The sequence below is a fragment of the Nesterenkonia sandarakina genome, from assembly GCF_003003175.1.
GTDB classification, from domain to species: domain Bacteria; phylum Actinomycetota; class Actinomycetes; order Actinomycetales; family Micrococcaceae; genus Nesterenkonia; species Nesterenkonia sandarakina_A.
This window is the reverse complement of sequence record NZ_PVTY01000001.1, coordinates 19782-36246: the sequence shown is the minus strand read 5'-3', so window position 1 is coordinate 36246 and position 16465 is coordinate 19782. Positions and strand designations below refer to the sequence as shown.

Genomic DNA, 16465 nt, shown 5'->3' with positions numbered 1-16465 from the left:
TGTGAAGCAGCGGAGTCGATCACCCCGCCATCCTGAGTGCAAGCGCTTCCAGTATGGGGACAGAACGTGATCCACGCAACTCTCTCACCGTGTCGTTCGGATTCCTCGCGCGAGTCCGCTTGACCAGCATTTATGCCGCATCATCAGTCGTTTTTCATCCGGAGCGCACCGCCTAGCGCCGCTGGAAGCGGTTGTGCCGCCGGACTGCACACGTGGAAGCGCTTGCAGATATGCTGGACCCATGACTGTTCACCAGGACCTGCGCAATCCCGAAGCCCCCATCGACGTCGCACCGCGCGCCGAGCGGGCCACCGCTGACCGCGCGGCCGCCGCCGAGTGGTGGCGCAGCGCGGTCATCTACCAGATCTACCCGCGCTCCTTCAGCGATTCCTCCGGCGACGGCATCGGGGATCTTCCGGGCATCACCGCCCGGCTCGGCGAGCTGGATCAGCTCGGCGTGGACGCCATCTGGCTGAGCCCCTTCATGACCTCACCGCAGAAGGACGCCGGCTACGACGTCACCGACTACTGCGACGTGGACCCGATCTTCGGCACGCTCGCCGACTTTGATGCGCTCCTGGCTCGGGCGCACGGGCTCGGCATCCGGGTCATCGTCGACCTGGTGCCGAACCACTCCTCGGACCAGCACGAGTGGTTCCAGCAGGCATTGACCTCGGCGGCGGGCAGCGCCGAGCGCGCCCGCTACATCTTCCGCGACGGCACCGGGGCGCAGGGAGAGGAGCCGCCGAACAACTGGCAGTCGATCTTCGGCGGACCGGCCTGGACCCGGATCACCGAGCCCGACGGCACGCCGGGCCAGTGGTACCTGCACCTCTTCGACTCCAGCCAGCCGGACTTCGACTGGTCCAAGGAGGAGGTCAAGCAGGAGTTCCGGCGGATCCTGCGCTTCTGGCTGGACCGTGGCGTGGACGGATTCCGCGTCGACGTCGCCCACGGACTGGTCAAGGACCAGGACTTCCCGGACTACACCCCCGACGCCGACGGTGCCTCGATGGGCGGGGAGGGGGCCCCCGCACCGTACTTCGAACAGACCGAGGTGCACGAGATCTACCGCGACTGGCGACTGGTCCTCGAGGAGTACACCGGAGACCGCGCCCTCTGCGGCGAGGCGTGGGTGTCCTCCGTGGAGAAGGCCGCGCTCTGGGTCCGTCCCGATGAGATGCACCAGACCTTCAACTTCCAGTACCTGGAGACCCCCTGGGAGGCGGAGCAGCTGCGCGTCGTCATCGACGACTCGCTGAGCGCGTTCAACTCGGTGGGGGCGCCGAGCACCTGGGTCCTGTCGAACCACGACGTGGTCCGCCACGCCACCAGGCTCGCGCTCACCGGGGAGAACCCGCAGGGGACGGGCATCGGCCCAGACTTCCCGGGACTGCCGGATCGGCAGACCGGTCTGGCTCGAGCGCGCGCCGCAACCGCGCTGATGCTGGCGCTGCCCGGCTCCGCCTACATCTACCAGGGCGAGGAGCTCGGCCTCGACGAGGTCCACGACCTGCCCGACGACGCGCGTCAGGACCCGACCTGGTTCCGCACCGCCGGGGAGCGCTACGGACGCGACGGCTGCCGGGTCCCGCTGCCCTGGGCCGCTGAGGCTGAGAGCTTCGGGTTCACCAGCGGCGGCGCGCCGTGGCTGCCGCAGCCGGACCGGTGGAAGAGCCTGGCCCGAGACGTGCAGCTCAGCGACCCGGACTCCACGCTGAACCTCTATCGGCAGATGCTCGCCCTGCGCGCCGAGCACGACCTGGGTCTGGGCGAGCTGCGCTGGCTGCCCGGGAACCAGGACGCGGCGCTGATGTTCGCCAACCGAGATGTCGTGGTGCTCGCGAACACCGGGACCCAGCCGGTCCCGCTGCCGGCGCAGCACGAGGTGCTGCTCTCCACCGCAGAGCTGCACGGGGTCGAGGTTCCCGCAGACTGCACCGTCTGGCTTCGCCGGCACGCCGGCTGATGACGAGCCTCGACGACGTCGCGAGAGCGGCCGGGGTCTCCGCGGCCACGGTGTCCCGCGCCCTGAGCGGACGCGGGAACGTCTCGACGAGCACGCGCGCCAAGATCCAGAAGGTGGCCGCCGAGCTGGACTACGTGGCCTCCTCGGCGGCCTCCAGCCTGGCCTCCGGGCGGATGCGCAATCTCGGGGTGATCATGCCGGAGCTGCACCGGTGGTTCTTCAACACCGTGCTGACCGGGATCTCCGACGAGGCCACCAGCGCCGGCTATGACGTGACCCTGTACAACGTCACCGGCGACCCCGAGGTGCGTCGCGAGATCTTCAGCGCGTTCCTCCGCCGACGGCGGGTCGACGCGGTCGTCGTCGTGGCCCTGGAGCTCAGCGACTGGGAGGAGCAGGAGCTCACACGACTCGAGATCCCCGTGGTGATCATCGGCGGCACCCCCGGGGTGCTGCCCGGCGTCGCGATCGATGATCTCGCGATCACGGAACTGGCCACAGCGCATCTGCTGGAGCTCGGCCACGAGGTGCTGGGCTTCCTCGGCGGCGCCGAACGGTTCGACGCCGACTACAAAGTCCCCAGTCAGCGTCGGGAGGGCTTCGACCGGGCACTGCGACGACGTGGCCTACAGACCCACCCGGCACTCATCGGGGAGGCAGACTTCACGATCCCCGGGGGCTTCCACGCCGCACGGCAGCTTCTGGGCATGCCCGGCACCGGGATGACCGGACTGGTGGCCGCCTCGGACGAGATGGCGATCGGGGCGATCCTCGCGGCGCGCGAGCTGGGCATGAGAGTCCCGGAAGACCTCTCCGTGGTGGGCATCGATGGCCACGAGCTCGGCGGGCTCTTCGAGCTGACCACCGTGGACCAGCATGCGCAGCACCAGGGAGCGACGGCGGCGAAGCTCATCCTCGCCACGGTCGAGGCCGGCGGGGCGCAGCCCGAGAAGCTGGATCTCAGCTTTGATCTGCTGGTCCGGCGCAGCACCGCCCGCCTGGCGCCCACCGCTGATCAGCCGACAGCGGTCTGGCGGCCGTCCGGCCCTGCGTCATGACAGTCCTGCGTCATGCCGGCCAGCGGTCATTCCAGTCCGGCGGTCATTCCAGTCCGGCGGCCCGCCGGGTTCGACGGCTGGCGTGCACGGAATACCGGGGGAGCCAGCGCAGCAGGCCGGCACTGGCCAGCGGCCCCATGGCCGAAGCCACCCATATGCCGGCCGCCAGTGAACCCAGCGCGGCTCCGGCCGCCAGGGTCAGCGGCCCGGCGGCGATCCCGAGGTCCTGCATGAGCCGCCAGGCACCGAGGAACTGCGGGCGCGCGTCGGCGGGTGCGATGTCGGAGGCGATGGTCATCATCACCCCGGAGCCGAGCCCGTTGCTGACGCCCAGCAGCACCGCCACCCCGGCGAGCACCGGCACCGAATGCGCCAGCGGCACGAGCGCCATCGCCAGTCCGAGGCAGACCATCGAGGGCACCCCGATCCAGAGCCGGCCGAACCGGTCCATGATCTTGCCGGCCGGATAGAACAGCAGCATGTCGATGCCGCCCGCAAGGCCGAAGAGCAGCGAGATGGTGGTGGGGTCCAGACCGATGTGTTCGCCCCAGAGCGGGAGCACCTGCTGCCGGGCGCCGCGGATCGCGCCGACCAGCATCGACGCGACGCCGAGGGTGAGCAGCAGGTCCCGGTGGGTGCCGATCACCGTGCCGAATCCGGCCCGGGCGACTCCGGGGGCCCGCTCCGGACGGGTGTCGATCTCCGCGGCCAGCAACACCGTGACGCCTGCGGCAACCGCCGTGAGCAGGGCCAGCAGGAACACCGCACGGAGATCTCCTAGCAGGATCACACCGGCACCGAGGAAGGGCCCGATGAACTGCCCGATCCGGTGCACGCCGCCCAGCGTGGAGAGCACCCGGGCGCGCTGATGCACCGGGGTGACCTCGGTGAGGTAGGAGTGTCGGGCCAGGTGGAAGACCGCATTCGCGGCCCCGACCAGGGCGACGGCGGCACCCAGGGTGACCAGCGAGGGAGCGAGCCCCGCCGCGAGGAACCCGATGGCAGCGGCCCCGGCGGCGAGCAGCATGGCCCGGCGGTCCCCGACGCGGGCCGCGAGCGCTCCGGCGGGCAGATCGGCCAGGATCTGACCCAGGGGAAGCATCGCGGCGATGATTCCCGCCACCGCGAGGGTGGCGCCGCGCTCCACGGCGAACGGGGCTAGGATCGGGATCATCGCGCCGGCGCCGACGCTGAAGATGAACGCCGGCAGCAGCGCCCCGAGCAGGATCTGTCGCCGGGGGGAGTGCGCCGTGGTCATCGCTGCAGTCTAGCCAGCTGCCCCAGCCGGGCCGGGCCCGGACGGACCGGCCTCGCGGGCGGAGTCGCCATGTGAAATCCACCCGGCGGCGATGTCATAGGCTGGAAGCATGAGTTCACCGGCCGAGCGCTACGCACAGTCACGTCGACGAGCAGCAGAGGCCAAGACCGAGCTCGGGGCCTTCCGCCAGGCTCAGGCCTTCGACCTCGATGAGTTTCAGGTCCAGGCCTGCCAGCACCTGGAAGCTGGAAGGGCGGTGCTGGTTGCGGCCCCCACCGGCGCGGGCAAGACCATCGTCGGGGAGTTCGCGGTCCATCTCGGTCTGGCCCACGGCACCAAGACCTTCTATACGACGCCGATCAAGGCGCTCTCGAACCAGAAGTACCAGGAGCTCGCGGAGACCCACGGCACCGAGAAGGTGGGCCTGCTCACCGGCGACACCTCGATCAACTCCGAGGCGCAGATCGTCGTGATGACCACCGAGGTGCTGCGCAACATGCTGTACCAGGACTCCGCGACGCTGCGGGATCTGGGCTACGTCGTGATGGACGAGGTCCACTACCTGGCCGACAGGTTCCGCGGCGCCGTCTGGGAGGAAGTGATCATCCACCTCCCTGAACACGTTCAGGTCGTCGCCCTGTCCGCCACGGTCTCTAACGCCGAGGAGTTCGGCGCCTGGCTGGACACGGTGCGCGGGGAGACCTCCGTGGTGGTCTCCGAGCACCGACCGGTGCCGCTGTGGCAGCACATGTTCGTCGAGAACGAGCTGCACGACCTCTTCATCTATGAGGAGGACGACGACGCCCCGACGCTGGTCAATCCGGAGCTGCAGCGCCTGGCGCACCAGGGCCAGGGCCCGACGTCGCGACGCAGCGGCGGGTACCGGTCCCGGGGCAACGGTCGCGGCCCGGGTCGCGGCGCAGGACGAGGCCCCGGCAAGAGCGGACCCGGCGGCCAGCGTCAGGAGCTGCGCAGCAGCGCCTCCTCCAGCCGGGGAGGATCCGGCGGCCGCGGCGGCTCCGCCCCCTCTGGGACCTCCGGGATCTCGGGATCCGGCGCAGGACGCCCGCGGCTGAACCGGCCCAAGATGATCCGGGCGCTGGACCGCGACGGCCTGCTGCCCTGCATCGGCTTCATCTTCTCCCGCGTCGGCTGCGAGGCCGCGGTGGAGCAGTGCCTCAACGCCGGCATCGTGCTGACCACGCGGGAGGAGGCCGCCGAGATCACCTCCCGGGTGGAGCAGATGGGCTGGGACCTTCCCGCCGAGGACCTCGCCATCCTGGGCTTCGAGAGCTTCCGCGAGGCGCTGATCAACGGAGTCGCCGCGCACCACGCCGGGATGCTTCCCCCGTTCAAGGAGCTCGTCGAGGCGCTCTACGCCGAAGGGCTGCTCAAGGTGGTCTTCGCCACCGAGACCCTGGCCCTGGGGATCAACATGCCCGCCCGCACCGTGGTGCTGGAGAAGCTGGACAAGTTCAACGGCGAGTCCCACGTGGACGTGACGCCGGGGGAGTACACGCAGCTCACCGGCCGCGCCGGCCGGCGCGGAATCGACGTGGAGGGTCACGCCGTCGTCGTCTGGCAGCCGGGCATGGACCCGCGACAGGTCGCGGGGCTGGCCTCGAAGCGGACCTATCCGCTGAACTCCAGCTTCAAGCCCTCCTACAACATGGCGGTGAACCTCACCGCGCAGTTCGGACGACGTCGAGCGCGCACCATCCTGGAATCCTCCTTCGCCCAGTTCCAGGCCGACCGCTCGGTGGTCGGCGTCGCCCGGGAAGTGGCGAAGCGTGAATCCTCCATGGCCGGCTACGAAGAGGCGATGGCCTGCCATCTCGGGGACTTCCGTGAATACGCCGCGCTGCGTCGTCGTCTCGGTGAGGCGGAGAAGGACCAGGCCAAGGCCCGCCATCGGCAGCGTCGCCGCGAGATCATCCGGGTCCTCGCCGCGCTGCAGCCCGGTGATGTCATCGAGGTCGGCGGCAGGCGCGGCTTCGGGGAATCCCTGGTGGTCCACAGCGCCCCTGAGCACGACCCGCGTCCCGGGGTGATCACCGCCGACGGCAAGTTCCGCAACGTCACAGCCGATGACTTCGTCCAGCCCCCCGAGGTCATCGCCAGCATCCGGCTCCCGCGCAAGCCCCAGGTGAAGGTGCCCAAGGTGCGCCGGGACCTCGCCGCCTCGATGCGCGCCGCGCTGCATGAGCGGGTCCCACCCCGCTCCAACGCCCCCACCGCGGGCTTCGGCTTCCGTGAGGAGGAGACCGAGTCGGAGTCGCTGGAGCAGCTGCAGAGCGCCCTGCAGCGCCACCCCTGCCATGGCTGCAGCGATCGGGAGGACCACGCCCGCTGGGCCGAGCGGGCCTGGAAGCTTCAGCGTGAGATCGACCAGCTCAAGCTGAAGATCGACCGGCGCACGGGATCCATCGCGAAGACCTTCGACCGGGTCTGCGGCGTGCTCCACGAGCTCGGACACATGGAGGCCGTGGACCCGGAGCTGATGCCGCATGTGCCCCCGGAGAACCCGGAGCAGCTGATCTCTCCCGAGCCCGCGCTGCAGCGTCCGGGATTCACCGCAGAGGAGTGGTTCGCCACCGAGTTCGCCGTGACCGACCGCGGCCAGCAGCTGCGCCGGATCTACGGCGAGCGAGACCTGTTCACCGGACTGCTCATGGAGCGCGGGGTCCTTTCCGGACTCACCGCCCAGGAGCTCGCCGCCTTCGTCACCGTGCTGGTCTACCAGGCCAAGCGTGAGGACGAGGGGGCGATGCCGGTGATGCCGACCAAGCGCCTGGGTCAGGCCGCGCAGACCGGGATTGAGGTTCACGCTGAACTTGAAGCCCTGGAGAAGCGGCACCACCTCGAGCCCACCGCCGCCCCGGAGCTGGGCCTGGTCCTGCCGATGTACGCCTGGGCCGGGGGCAAGAGTCTGCGCAGCGCGCTGGATGACTCCCCGCTGGCCGCCGGAGACTTCGTGCGCTGGACCAAGCAGTGCATCGACACCCTGGACCAGCTGAGCAAGATCCCACACACCCCGGCCAAGCTCTCGGCGCGCTGTCATGAGGCAGTGCAGCTGATCGGCAGGGGAGTGGTGGCATACTCCTCGGTGGCCTATCAGGACCTGGAGGAACCAACTGATGACTAGTACCCGTGCCGCTCACCCGCCGCGCCTGCTGACCAACGGCACGATCCATTCCCCGTCCGAGCCCTACGCGGACGCGATGCTGGTCGAGGACGGACTGATCGCCTGGGTGGGATCGGACGAGACCGCCGCCGAGCGCAAGGATCCCGATCTGGTCATCCAGGATCTCGACCGGGCCCTGGTGGCCCCGGCGTTCGTCGGCTGGGTGAACCTCGAGGACTCCAGCGAGATCGCCGCCACAGGTGCTGACGCGACCGCCGCCGTCTCCACCGGCCCGGCCTCCGGGCACAGCTCCTGGGCCGATCGGGTCCCCGCCGCCCTCGACGCGGCGGCGGCCCAGGGCTGCGGAGCGGCTCGGCTCAGCGTGGAGCTGCCCGTGGCCGCGCTGACCGAGGCCGACGCGGTGCAGGAATCGCTGAATGCCGCGTTCCGTGCCGCCGCCGACCACCGGGTGCGCGCCTATCCGGTGCTCACGCTCACCGGGCTCACCGACATGGGGGTGGCAGACCGGCTCGACGCCGTGCGCGCCGCCGCGGAGCTGCTCCGGACCGTGGACGCGATCCTGGGTCGCCCGGCGGCCCTGCAGCTGCTCGCCCACGAGGTGCTCGAGCAGCTGCTGAGCATCCGGCTCGCCGCCGCCCAGGCCCAGCGTCAGCTGGTCCTTCAGACAGATCAGAGCATCACCCCGGCGGCGGATATGGTCGCCGCGCTGGTGGACTCCACCAGTGAGATGCGCGCCAAGCGGCAGAGCCCACCCGGCGGGCTTCCTACGGTGCTTCACGGCTTCGACTCGGCGGTGCGCGAGGACTGGGAGGCGCTGCTGAACACCGGTGTGCAGGTGGTGCTGCGCGGTCGAGGTCACCTCGCCACCGCGCTGAGCGTCGGCGTGCCGGTGAGCGCCGTCGCGGAGGACGGTCAGAGCCCCTGGGCCGCGGTCACGGCGCACGTCCACCACGAGAGCGATCCGGTCTCGGTGCGGGCGGGCTTCAATGCGCAGACTCGCGGCGCCTACCGGTCGCTGCCCGAGACCAGCGGGACCCCTGCCACGTCGGCGCAGCTGGATCCTGGCGCACGGGCCACCTATACGGTCTGGGAGGTGGACTCGCTCGCCGTGCAGACCCCGGATTCCCGGACCGCGGCGTGGAGCACCGATGTGCGCGCGCGGACGCCGCTGCTGCCCTACCTCGACGGGGAGACGCTGCCGAGGCTGCTCTCCACCGTGATCGACGGCGTCGAGGTCTCCCAGCCTGCCTCCCACGCCGGAGCAGGGGCGCAGACATGATCGCCGGCGCGTGACCGTAGACTGTCCCCGACCATCTGTCACCAGCTCCACAACCCCCAGAAGGACGCGAAGCGACTCGTGAAGATCCTGACGATCATCCCGACCTATGACGAGATCGACGCCCTGCCGGGCACCGTCGCCCGTCTGCGGGCGGCAGTTCCGACCTCGGACGTGCTCATCGTCGATGACAACAGCCCTGACGGCACCGGAGACTTCGCCGATGAGCTCAGCGCCCAGGACCCTCAGATCAACGTCTTGCACCGCACCGCGAAGAACGGGCTCGGCGGCGCCTACATCGCAGGGTTCGGCTGGGGACTCGAGCGCGGCTATGACGTGCTCGTCGAGCTCGACGCGGACGGCTCGCATCAGCCCGAGCAGCTGCCGAAGCTGCTCGCGAAGATCGACGAGGCGGATCTGGTGATCGGATCGCGCTGGGTGCCGGGCGGTTCGGTGGTCAACTGGCCGCTGCACCGGATCGCGATCTCACGCGCGGGAAGCCTCTACTCCCGGACCATGCTGGGCCTGAAGGTCCGCGACATCACCGCAGGGTTCAGGGCGTTCCGGCGTTCGGTGCTCGAGGAGATCGACTTGAGCAGCATCGAGTCTGTCGGCTACGGCTTCCAGGTCGATATGACGTTCCGGGTGGCAGGAATGGGCAAGACCATCGCCGAGGTGCCGATCACGTTCGTGGAGCGCACCCAGGGCGAGTCCAAGATGAGCTCGAACATCGTTGTCGAAGCGATGATCAACGTCACCCGCTGGGGACTCAGCGCCCGCGCGCGCACGCTGGGGCAGAAGCTGCGCCGGCGCTGAGGTTCAGCACAGGCTCCCGTTCAGCACAGCCTGAGGTTCAGCACAGACCAGAGAGCGACGGCGTCCGTCCCGATTACTCGGGAGGGACGCCGTCGCTGTCTGGTCAGCGCAGGAGGGTCAGGCGGCCTCGCCGCGACGCTCCTTGAGCAGCTTGAGCCGATCCTGCAGGATCACTTCGAGATCTTCTGTGGAACGTCGTTCCAGCAGCATGTCCCAGTGGCTTCTGACCGGCTTGACCGGCTCGGCCTCGGGCCTGTCGACGTCGACGCGCAGGCCCTCCTTGCCGGTGGGGGAGACCCAGGTGGCGGGGACGTCGGCCTCTGCGGAGAACATCACCCGCATCCGCTCGCCGTCCTCGGTGAGATACTCGATCTCCTGGCGAGGCGCCGGCTCGACGCCCTGTTCGGTTTCCATGGACTGCGCGCCGAGGCGCATTCCGCGCAGACTGCGATCGCTCATCGATAATCCTCCAGTGTGATGGGCAGAGTCGTTCTTAGGCTACAACTCTAGAGCACCCCGGAGTTATTCCCATCTCGTCTCAGCGCTGCGGGTCTTCCAGAGGTTCCGGCTGCTGCTGGAAGACCGGCTGTTCGGTGAGCTCGGCGGCTTCCGATGCCGGGGTCTGCGTGCGTGACTCCGCGACCTCTGCGTTGCCGACCTGCGCCTTGCGGGCCTCCTGCTCGATCTCCTGGCGGCTCGTGTAGTGCGGGTTCTCGTCGGTGACCGAGGTGCTGCGGGCCGATTCGGCCATATCGGCGATGGCGGAGGAGATGGCCGGCTTGCCCTTGTTCTGCTCGGACTCCTGGGCCTTCTCCAGACGACGCTGCTTCAGCCGCTCCGAGCGAGCTGCACGTTCGGTCTCGCGATCTTCCAGACTGATGCCTGACTGCTGCGCAGATTCGGGTCCGCCGAAGGCTCCGGCGAGGTTCTTAAGCGCGTCGCCGAACTCGCCAGGGATCATCCACATGGTGTTGGACTCGGACTTGGCGATCTCCGGGAGGATCTGCAGGTACTGGTAGGACAGCAGCTCCGGGCCCGGCTCGGAATCGTGGACCGCGTTGAAGACGGTCTCGATGGCCTGCGCCTCGGCGTTGGCGCCGAGGATGCGAGCCTGTGCGTCACCTTCGGCGGCGAGGATCGAGGCCTGACGCTCACCTTCAGCGGTCAGGATCGCAGCCTGCTTGGTGCCTTCGGCTGTGAGGATCGCGGCGCGGCGTTCGCGCTCGGCGCGCATCTGCTTCTCCATGGAGTCCTGGATGGAGTGCGGCGGCTCGATGGCCTTGAGCTCCACTCGGGCGACGCGGATGCCCCAGCGTCCCGTGACCTTGTCCAGCTCGCCACGGAGCTGGCCGTTGATGCGGTCACGCGAGGTCAGCGCCTCTTCGAGGTTCAGTCCACCGACCACGTTGCGCAGGGTGGTCGTGGTGAGCTGCTCCACCGCGATGATGTAGTTCTGGATCTCGTAGGTGGCGGCCTTCGGATCCGTGATCTGGAAGTACACCACCGTATCGATGGAGACCACCAGGTTGTCCTCGGTGATCACCGGCTGTGGCGGGAAGGAGACGACCTGCTCGCGCATGTCCAGCATCGGCAGCAGCCGATCGACGAAGGGTACGAGCAGGGTGAGTCCCGGTCCCTGGGTGCGCTGGTACTTGCCGAGGCGTTCGATCAGTCCGGCACGGGCCTGCGGGACGATGCGCACGCTGCGCGCGATGATGATCACCACCAGGGCGACGAGGACCAGGAGGACTACAAGTGCAGTGACTTCCATGACGTTCCGTTCTGTATCAGTGGCGCGCCTGAAGGTCTCTCAGGCGCCTTCCGGTCGGGGAGTGTTGGGCCCAAAGGTGTCGGGTCCAGCTTCATCCCAGTTGATCTGTCGCGTCGGGCGCAGGTAGACGGTGGCGCCCTCCACCGATTCGACGACGGCGTCCATGCCGGGTTCGATCCGGACGTCGCCGGTGGTCCGGGCGGTCCAGGTATCGCCGTCCACCTCGGCCAGGCCGGCGTCACCGGTGACGGCCTCCAGTGCGTGAGCTTCCATCCCGGTCATCCGGTCGATGTTCGTCAGCTGGTTCGCCGGGCCCTTCTTGAGGTGTTTGAGAGCGATCGGCCGGACCGCTCCGAGCATCAGCAGGGCGGTGGCGCAGCCGACCAGCACCTGGAGCCAGGGTTCACCGCCGGCAAGCGCCACTGTTGTGGCGGCGCCGGCTCCCACCGCGAGCATCAGGAAGAGCAGATCGAGGGTGATGGCTTCGAGCACCAGCAGTCCGAGTGCCAGTGCCAGCCAGGGCGCCCAGAGGTTATCGCCGAACCATTCGATCATCTCAGCTCCTCATCAGCCCATATACGCGTGACTTCAGACTATCCGCGCCACAGGCTGACGTCGAGGTCGACGGTGACTTGTGACACGCCGCTGGCCAGCAGACCCTCGCGCAGTGCGTCATGTTCGTGGTGATGTCCGGCGGGACCCATGAACACCAGGTCAGCGGCGAGCTCTGCGTCCACCGGGACCGTGGCGGTGACCTGGGCGTTGAGCTCCGCGCCGCCGAACGCGGGGGCCATCTGGTCGGTGAGCTGCTGCAGCTTCTGGCCCTGGACCGTGAGCAGACCTGCCGCCCGCAGCTCTCTCAGGTGCGCGTCACCCGGGGTCACGACCACCGCCAGTCCACCCGGACGGAGCACGCGGGCATACTCGCTCACGTTGCGGGGTGCGAAGACGTCGAGCAGCAGGTCAACCGAATCTGACGTGAGGGGGAGCGGCTGCCAGAGGTCCCAGGCCAGGGCGAGGGTTCGAGGGTGGCGGGCTGCCCGTTTCAGCCCGGCGACGGAGAGATCCAGCGCGATGCCCCGCGCATGCGGAGTCGTGTCGAGCAGCTGGTGCAGGTAGTGCCCGGTGCCGGCGCCGCAGTCGAGGAGCAGCGTCGGATCGGGCCTGTTTGTGAGTCCATCGGCGGGCACCTCCAGCGCGAACAGCCGTGCCAGCTCGGTGCTCAGAGCCGCGAAGACTCCGGCGTGCTGAACGCGTTCGCGCGCCATGATCATCTGCGCCGAATCAGGTGTGAACCGCGTCCCGCGACCCGAGAGCAGGTTGACATAACCCTGTCGGGCTGCGTCGAAACGGTGCCCCGTGGGGCAGCTGAGCGCTTGGATCGCCGCAGACGACTCCGGGGTCGGCTTGAGCGGGGCTGCGCACGCAGGGCAGGTCAGAGGCCAGGGTGAGGTCACGGTCTCAAGGCTAGCCGGAGGACGGCCTGTTCGTGGGGCCGTAGTCCTTGAGTGGGCGCACGAGGCCAGGTGCGCCTCAGCGCGGCTTCCATGCGGGGCGGCGGGTGTCGATGGAACACCTGACGATGCTCTCGCTACGCCTGCGGATCACGTGACGCTGATGCAATGCACAGCGGGTTGGTCCCGGCACGGGGACGGGGACGACGGCCGTGGCTGGCGATCGGTTTCGCGGTTGATGTCGGGCGATGATCCCGGGAGGCGTGCTGTCGGGCGGCCAGCGAGCCGGAGCGTCGGCAGCCAGTCGGCAAGAACACGAGCACAGCACGGTGTTACTCTAACGCCGATAATCTACATTATGTCAGGTTGTCCCTCCTGGAGCCCCTCTCGGACGCACTTCGCCCCCTCACCCCTGCGGCAGACCAATGCTCCACAGCTCTGCGCGCCTGATCGACTGGATCCTCAGCGAGCTGCCCGCTGGATTCGACGACGGCGATCGAGGGTGTCGTAGGCTGCGACGCCGATCAGTGGAAGTACGGCCCCCATTGCGGCGAGGAACGCGGGAAGGAAGACGCTCAGACATCCCAGCACCACCAGTGCTCCGATGCCGGCGAGATCAGAGGGTGCGCGCCGGCCCAGCACCTGTCGAATCAGGAAGCCTCGAGCGGCGAGGAAAAGGACCGGTCCGCTGTAGACGAGCAGAACCGTGGACAGATCAGGGCGGGTGCCGGGGTCGCTGATCACCAGCCGATCACCGACCGCCACCAGGATCAAGCCGGCGAGCAGCACGACCAGGATGTTGCCAGCCAATATTCCGGGCCGGAACTGATCATCCACGGCGTCGAGCTTCCGCAGAATCTCCTGTTCGAGGCCCTGGAAGTAGCACCACCAGATGGCGACGCTTCCGGCGAGACTCATGGTGCCGGTCACGAGTATCAAGGGGTCATCCAGATTGCCTGCAATCCCCTGGCCGGTGGAAAGGATCGTCTCGCCCAGCGCGATCAGGTAGAACAGTCCGAATCGCTCAAAGATCCGCTCCCCCGGGAGCGGGACCCGGCGCCCTTCGGTCCTCTGCCCCGGCAGCCGGTGGGCCAGCATATGGCCGCCCAGATCGATCGCGGCGGCGACAGCCCAGAAGACCAGGCGCAGCTCCGGGCCGAAGAAAGCCCCGGCGATCCAGAACGGGGCGCTCATGCACCCCCAGATGAGAGTGCGCACGAAATGGTTGTGGGTGGTGCGGTCTAGTCCTGTCGTGAGCATCAAGGCGCCCCGGCCCAGCTGGGCCAGGAGATAACTCGCAGCAAAGAGCCAGCCGAAGGCGTCGAACGCCTCGCCGAGCGAGGCGTTCATGAACAGCGTGACAAGCATGACGATCAGCAGCATCCACTGCACTTCAAGCCGGGATGTGTCCAGCAGCGTCGCGGACCAGCTGGTGTAGACCCACACCTTGTAGACCGCAAGGAGGAGCACGAACGTCTCACCGGCCCCGACCCAGGAGGGGTGCTCCAGCAGGTGATGGGACAGCTGCCACAGCGCGAAGACAAAGACCAGGTCGAAGAACAGCTCAAGACGAGTCACCGGGTCTCCGGAGGTCGCGGAGCGCATCAACGACCTGGCACGGATCATCGGAATCCTCCATTGGACCGGGAGCGGATGGATGCCCCTCCCGTTGTCGACAAGAGTGACGACGCCCAGCAGAGAAGTCAAGGGTGGAACTCGTCAGTGCTGTGGGACGACGTCCCCGCAGTCGGCGTCGCTCAACCGCGGCCTCGGCGTCCACTCCCCTGGGTCCACGGTCTCCGCATCAGCGCGCGCGTGTCCCAGTTCGGTCGTCACGCGCCGAGGATGAATGCCACCATGCCCGGAGTGCCAGGTGCACATCCAGGGATCGGGGGGCGCTGTCCCATCCAGCGCCCAGCAGCTTCTCGATCGCCCCGAGACGCTGCTTGACCGTGTTGCGATGGACGTAGAGGGACTCCGCAGTCCGATCGATGCGTCGATCGGAGTCGAAGAATCTCAGCGCAGTCTTCGACAGCGAGGTTCCTCGGGTCTCGTCATACTGCGTCAGAGCCCGCACCTCGGCGGTGAGGTCGACGCTGCGCGACTCCTGAGCCAGATGGATCACCGTGCCCACCAGCCCTACCGAGCTCGAATCGATGATTCCTGTCCGCCCCGAGTATTCGAGCACCGACAGAGCCGACTGCGCCTGCCTGAACGAGGCTGGCAGTTCCGTGATGTCTGTCATCGGGCCCGTGACCGCGGCCAGCAGTCCCATTCCTCGACTCCGTTCCAAGCTCTCCAGATCCGTCACCCACTCCGGCTCGGTGAAGATGACGCACAGATCCTCCTGCGCCGGAGCAATGAACCGTGTGCTGGTGATCGCTCGGATGGCACGCTGGAAATCTCGTGCCAATACCTGCTGGTGGCGGATCACGGCGACCCGCACGGGCTCCCTCGAAGTCAGTCCCCAAGGTCGAAGCCTTCGGTCAAGCCGTAGGGCGGAGATCGTGTCTCCCGAGAGCAGCTCCTCGAACACGTCGAGCTGCATGCGGTGCTGCGCATCCTCCTCGGCTTGGACGAACAACAGCGCCAAGGCGCAGTGGACTGCTGAGCGTTCCAGCAGGGCCTGCTGGGCCGGTGCCAGCTCCGCCGAGGTGAAGAGGAACCCCATCGGGCTGCGACCGCTGCGAACCGGCGCCAGGGTGCCCAGCACCGCCTCGTCGGAGCCGTGCAGCAGCTGTGCGCGGCCTGTGGCTGCGGCGGCGTTCAGGGAGCGTCGAAGCTTGTTGCCGCTCATCGAGATCGGCACCTGCAGGCCGGGGCTGTTCCCCAGAGGGGCTGCTGAGGGTGAGCGCATGGAGACGGCACTGCCTGACTCATCGAGCAGCCACACCGAGACGCCCAGCGCAGCGGCCGTGACGCGGAGCACCCCTTCCTCGGTCTCCCCCTGCAGGAGCTGGTGCATGAGTTCGTCGTCGAACTCAGACGTGCGTCTCAACGAGAGGACCTCCTGGAGACTCTCGTTGTTCTGGCGGCTCAGAGCCTCGGCGTCCTCCAGCGCCTGCCCGTATTTCTGGGCATTGTCCAACGCGATGGCCGCATGCGCACCCAGGGAGGTCATCATGTCCACCTCGTCAGGACTGAACACCCTCGGGGTGCGTTCCGCGGCCAGCAGAGCACCGATGACTCGTCCGCGGACGAGGACCGGGACCCCCATGATGGTCCGCACCCCCTCCGCTCCTACGATCTCGTCGATCCGGGCGATGTGCGGCACCGACTCGTCCTTGAGGTAGTCGGTGGTCTGATAGTGGGCGTCTCCTGAAGCCACCATCCCCAGGATCCCCGTGCCGATCGGCATCCGAATGGTGCGGTACTCGCTGGTCACCACGCCGTCTGACTGCCGAATATAGGTCTCACCGGTCGAGTGGTCGTTGAGACTGATGTACGCCATATCCGACCCGACGAGCTGCCGGGTGTGCCGGACGATCGAGAGCAGCACCGCTTCCACATCGTGGAGGCTGGAGAGTTCTGCCGCGATATCCAGCAGCGCTCGGAGGAACGCTTCCCGGTTTCTGGAGGGCATGTCAATCATGGACATATTCTATGCCGGATTGTGGCCACTAGTGCCATGCCCGACGGTGGACTCGCTCCCCCGATCCTGGTTGTATCGCTTCGAGTCGTGAGCATCATCACAATCCTCCTCAGGGGGAAGGAAGCG

General features: G+C 68.1%; 12 protein-coding genes and 1 pseudogene. 5 read left to right on the top strand and 8 right to left on the bottom strand.

Annotated elements, in window-relative coordinates:
* Window positions 1-241: 241 nt before the first annotated feature.
* Window positions 242-1969 carry a glycoside hydrolase family 13 protein gene (locus BCL67_RS00155; protein WP_106121462.1) on the top strand — a complete coding sequence of 576 codons (1728 nt, stop codon included), beginning with the start codon at window positions 242-244 and terminating at the stop codon, window positions 1967-1969.
* Complete coding sequence (locus BCL67_RS00150) at window positions 1969-3027, top strand: LacI family DNA-binding transcriptional regulator (RefSeq protein ID WP_106121461.1); 1059 nt, start codon at window positions 1969-1971, stop codon at window positions 3025-3027. The genes BCL67_RS00155 and BCL67_RS00150 overlap by 1 nt, the downstream gene beginning before the upstream one ends.
* 43 nt (window positions 3028-3070) lie before the next feature.
* Here BCL67_RS00150 and BCL67_RS00145 read toward each other — a convergent pair whose 3' ends face one another.
* Entirely contained in the window at window positions 3071-4285 is a 1215-nt protein-coding gene (locus tag BCL67_RS00145; RefSeq protein WP_106121460.1) for an MFS transporter, read from the bottom strand.
* A 109-nt stretch (window positions 4286-4394) separates the two neighbouring features.
* Between BCL67_RS00145 and BCL67_RS00140 the strand changes: the two genes are divergently transcribed.
* From BCL67_RS00140 to BCL67_RS00130, 3 genes are all read left to right on the top strand, one after another.
* Window positions 4395-7430 carry a DEAD/DEAH box helicase gene (locus tag BCL67_RS00140; protein ID WP_106121459.1) on the top strand — a complete coding sequence of 1012 codons (3036 nt, stop codon included), beginning with the start codon at window positions 4395-4397 and terminating at the stop codon, window positions 7428-7430.
* Complete coding sequence (locus tag BCL67_RS00135) at window positions 7423-8709, top strand: hypothetical protein (RefSeq protein ID WP_106121458.1); 1287 nt, start codon at window positions 7423-7425, stop codon at window positions 8707-8709. The genes BCL67_RS00140 and BCL67_RS00135 overlap by 8 nt, the downstream gene beginning before the upstream one ends.
* A gap of 78 nt (window positions 8710-8787) precedes the next feature.
* A complete protein-coding gene (locus BCL67_RS00130; RefSeq protein ID WP_106121457.1) occupies window positions 8788-9522 on the top strand; it encodes a polyprenol monophosphomannose synthase in 735 nt (244 codons plus the stop codon).
* A 117-nt stretch (window positions 9523-9639) separates the two neighbouring features.
* Here BCL67_RS00130 and BCL67_RS00125 read toward each other — a convergent pair whose 3' ends face one another.
* The 7 genes and pseudogenes from BCL67_RS00125 to BCL67_RS00100 form a co-directional block, all read right to left on the bottom strand.
* The gene (locus BCL67_RS00125; RefSeq protein ID WP_106121456.1) at window positions 9640-9981 is read right to left on the bottom strand and encodes an RNA polymerase-binding protein RbpA; all 342 of its coding nucleotides are present in this window, start codon (window positions 9979-9981) and stop codon (window positions 9640-9642) included.
* Between the two features lie 79 nt (window positions 9982-10060).
* Window positions 10061-11293: an SPFH domain-containing protein gene (locus BCL67_RS00120; RefSeq protein ID WP_106121455.1), complete on the bottom strand. Its 1233-nt coding sequence runs from the start codon at window positions 11291-11293 to the stop codon at window positions 10061-10063.
* A gap of 39 nt (window positions 11294-11332) precedes the next feature.
* Window positions 11333-11848, bottom strand: coding sequence for an NfeD family protein (locus BCL67_RS00115; RefSeq protein WP_106121454.1), 516 nt, complete (start codon window positions 11846-11848; stop codon window positions 11333-11335).
* Window positions 11849-11886: 38 nt separating this feature from the next.
* Window positions 11887-12561: a methyltransferase domain-containing protein gene (locus BCL67_RS00110; protein WP_181255821.1), complete on the bottom strand. Its 675-nt coding sequence runs from the start codon at window positions 12559-12561 to the stop codon at window positions 11887-11889.
* Between the two features lie 57 nt (window positions 12562-12618).
* Window positions 12619-12750, bottom strand: a pseudogene (locus tag BCL67_RS15945) (putative RNA methyltransferase); the annotation flags it as partial.
* 459 nt (window positions 12751-13209) lie between these two features.
* Window positions 13210-14373, bottom strand: coding sequence for a low temperature requirement protein A (locus tag BCL67_RS00105; protein ID WP_106121452.1), 1164 nt, complete (start codon window positions 14371-14373; stop codon window positions 13210-13212).
* A gap of 178 nt (window positions 14374-14551) precedes the next feature.
* Window positions 14552-16339, bottom strand: coding sequence for a helix-turn-helix domain-containing protein (locus BCL67_RS00100; protein ID WP_181255820.1), 1788 nt, complete (start codon window positions 16337-16339; stop codon window positions 14552-14554).
* Window positions 16340-16465: the final 126 nt, after the last annotated feature.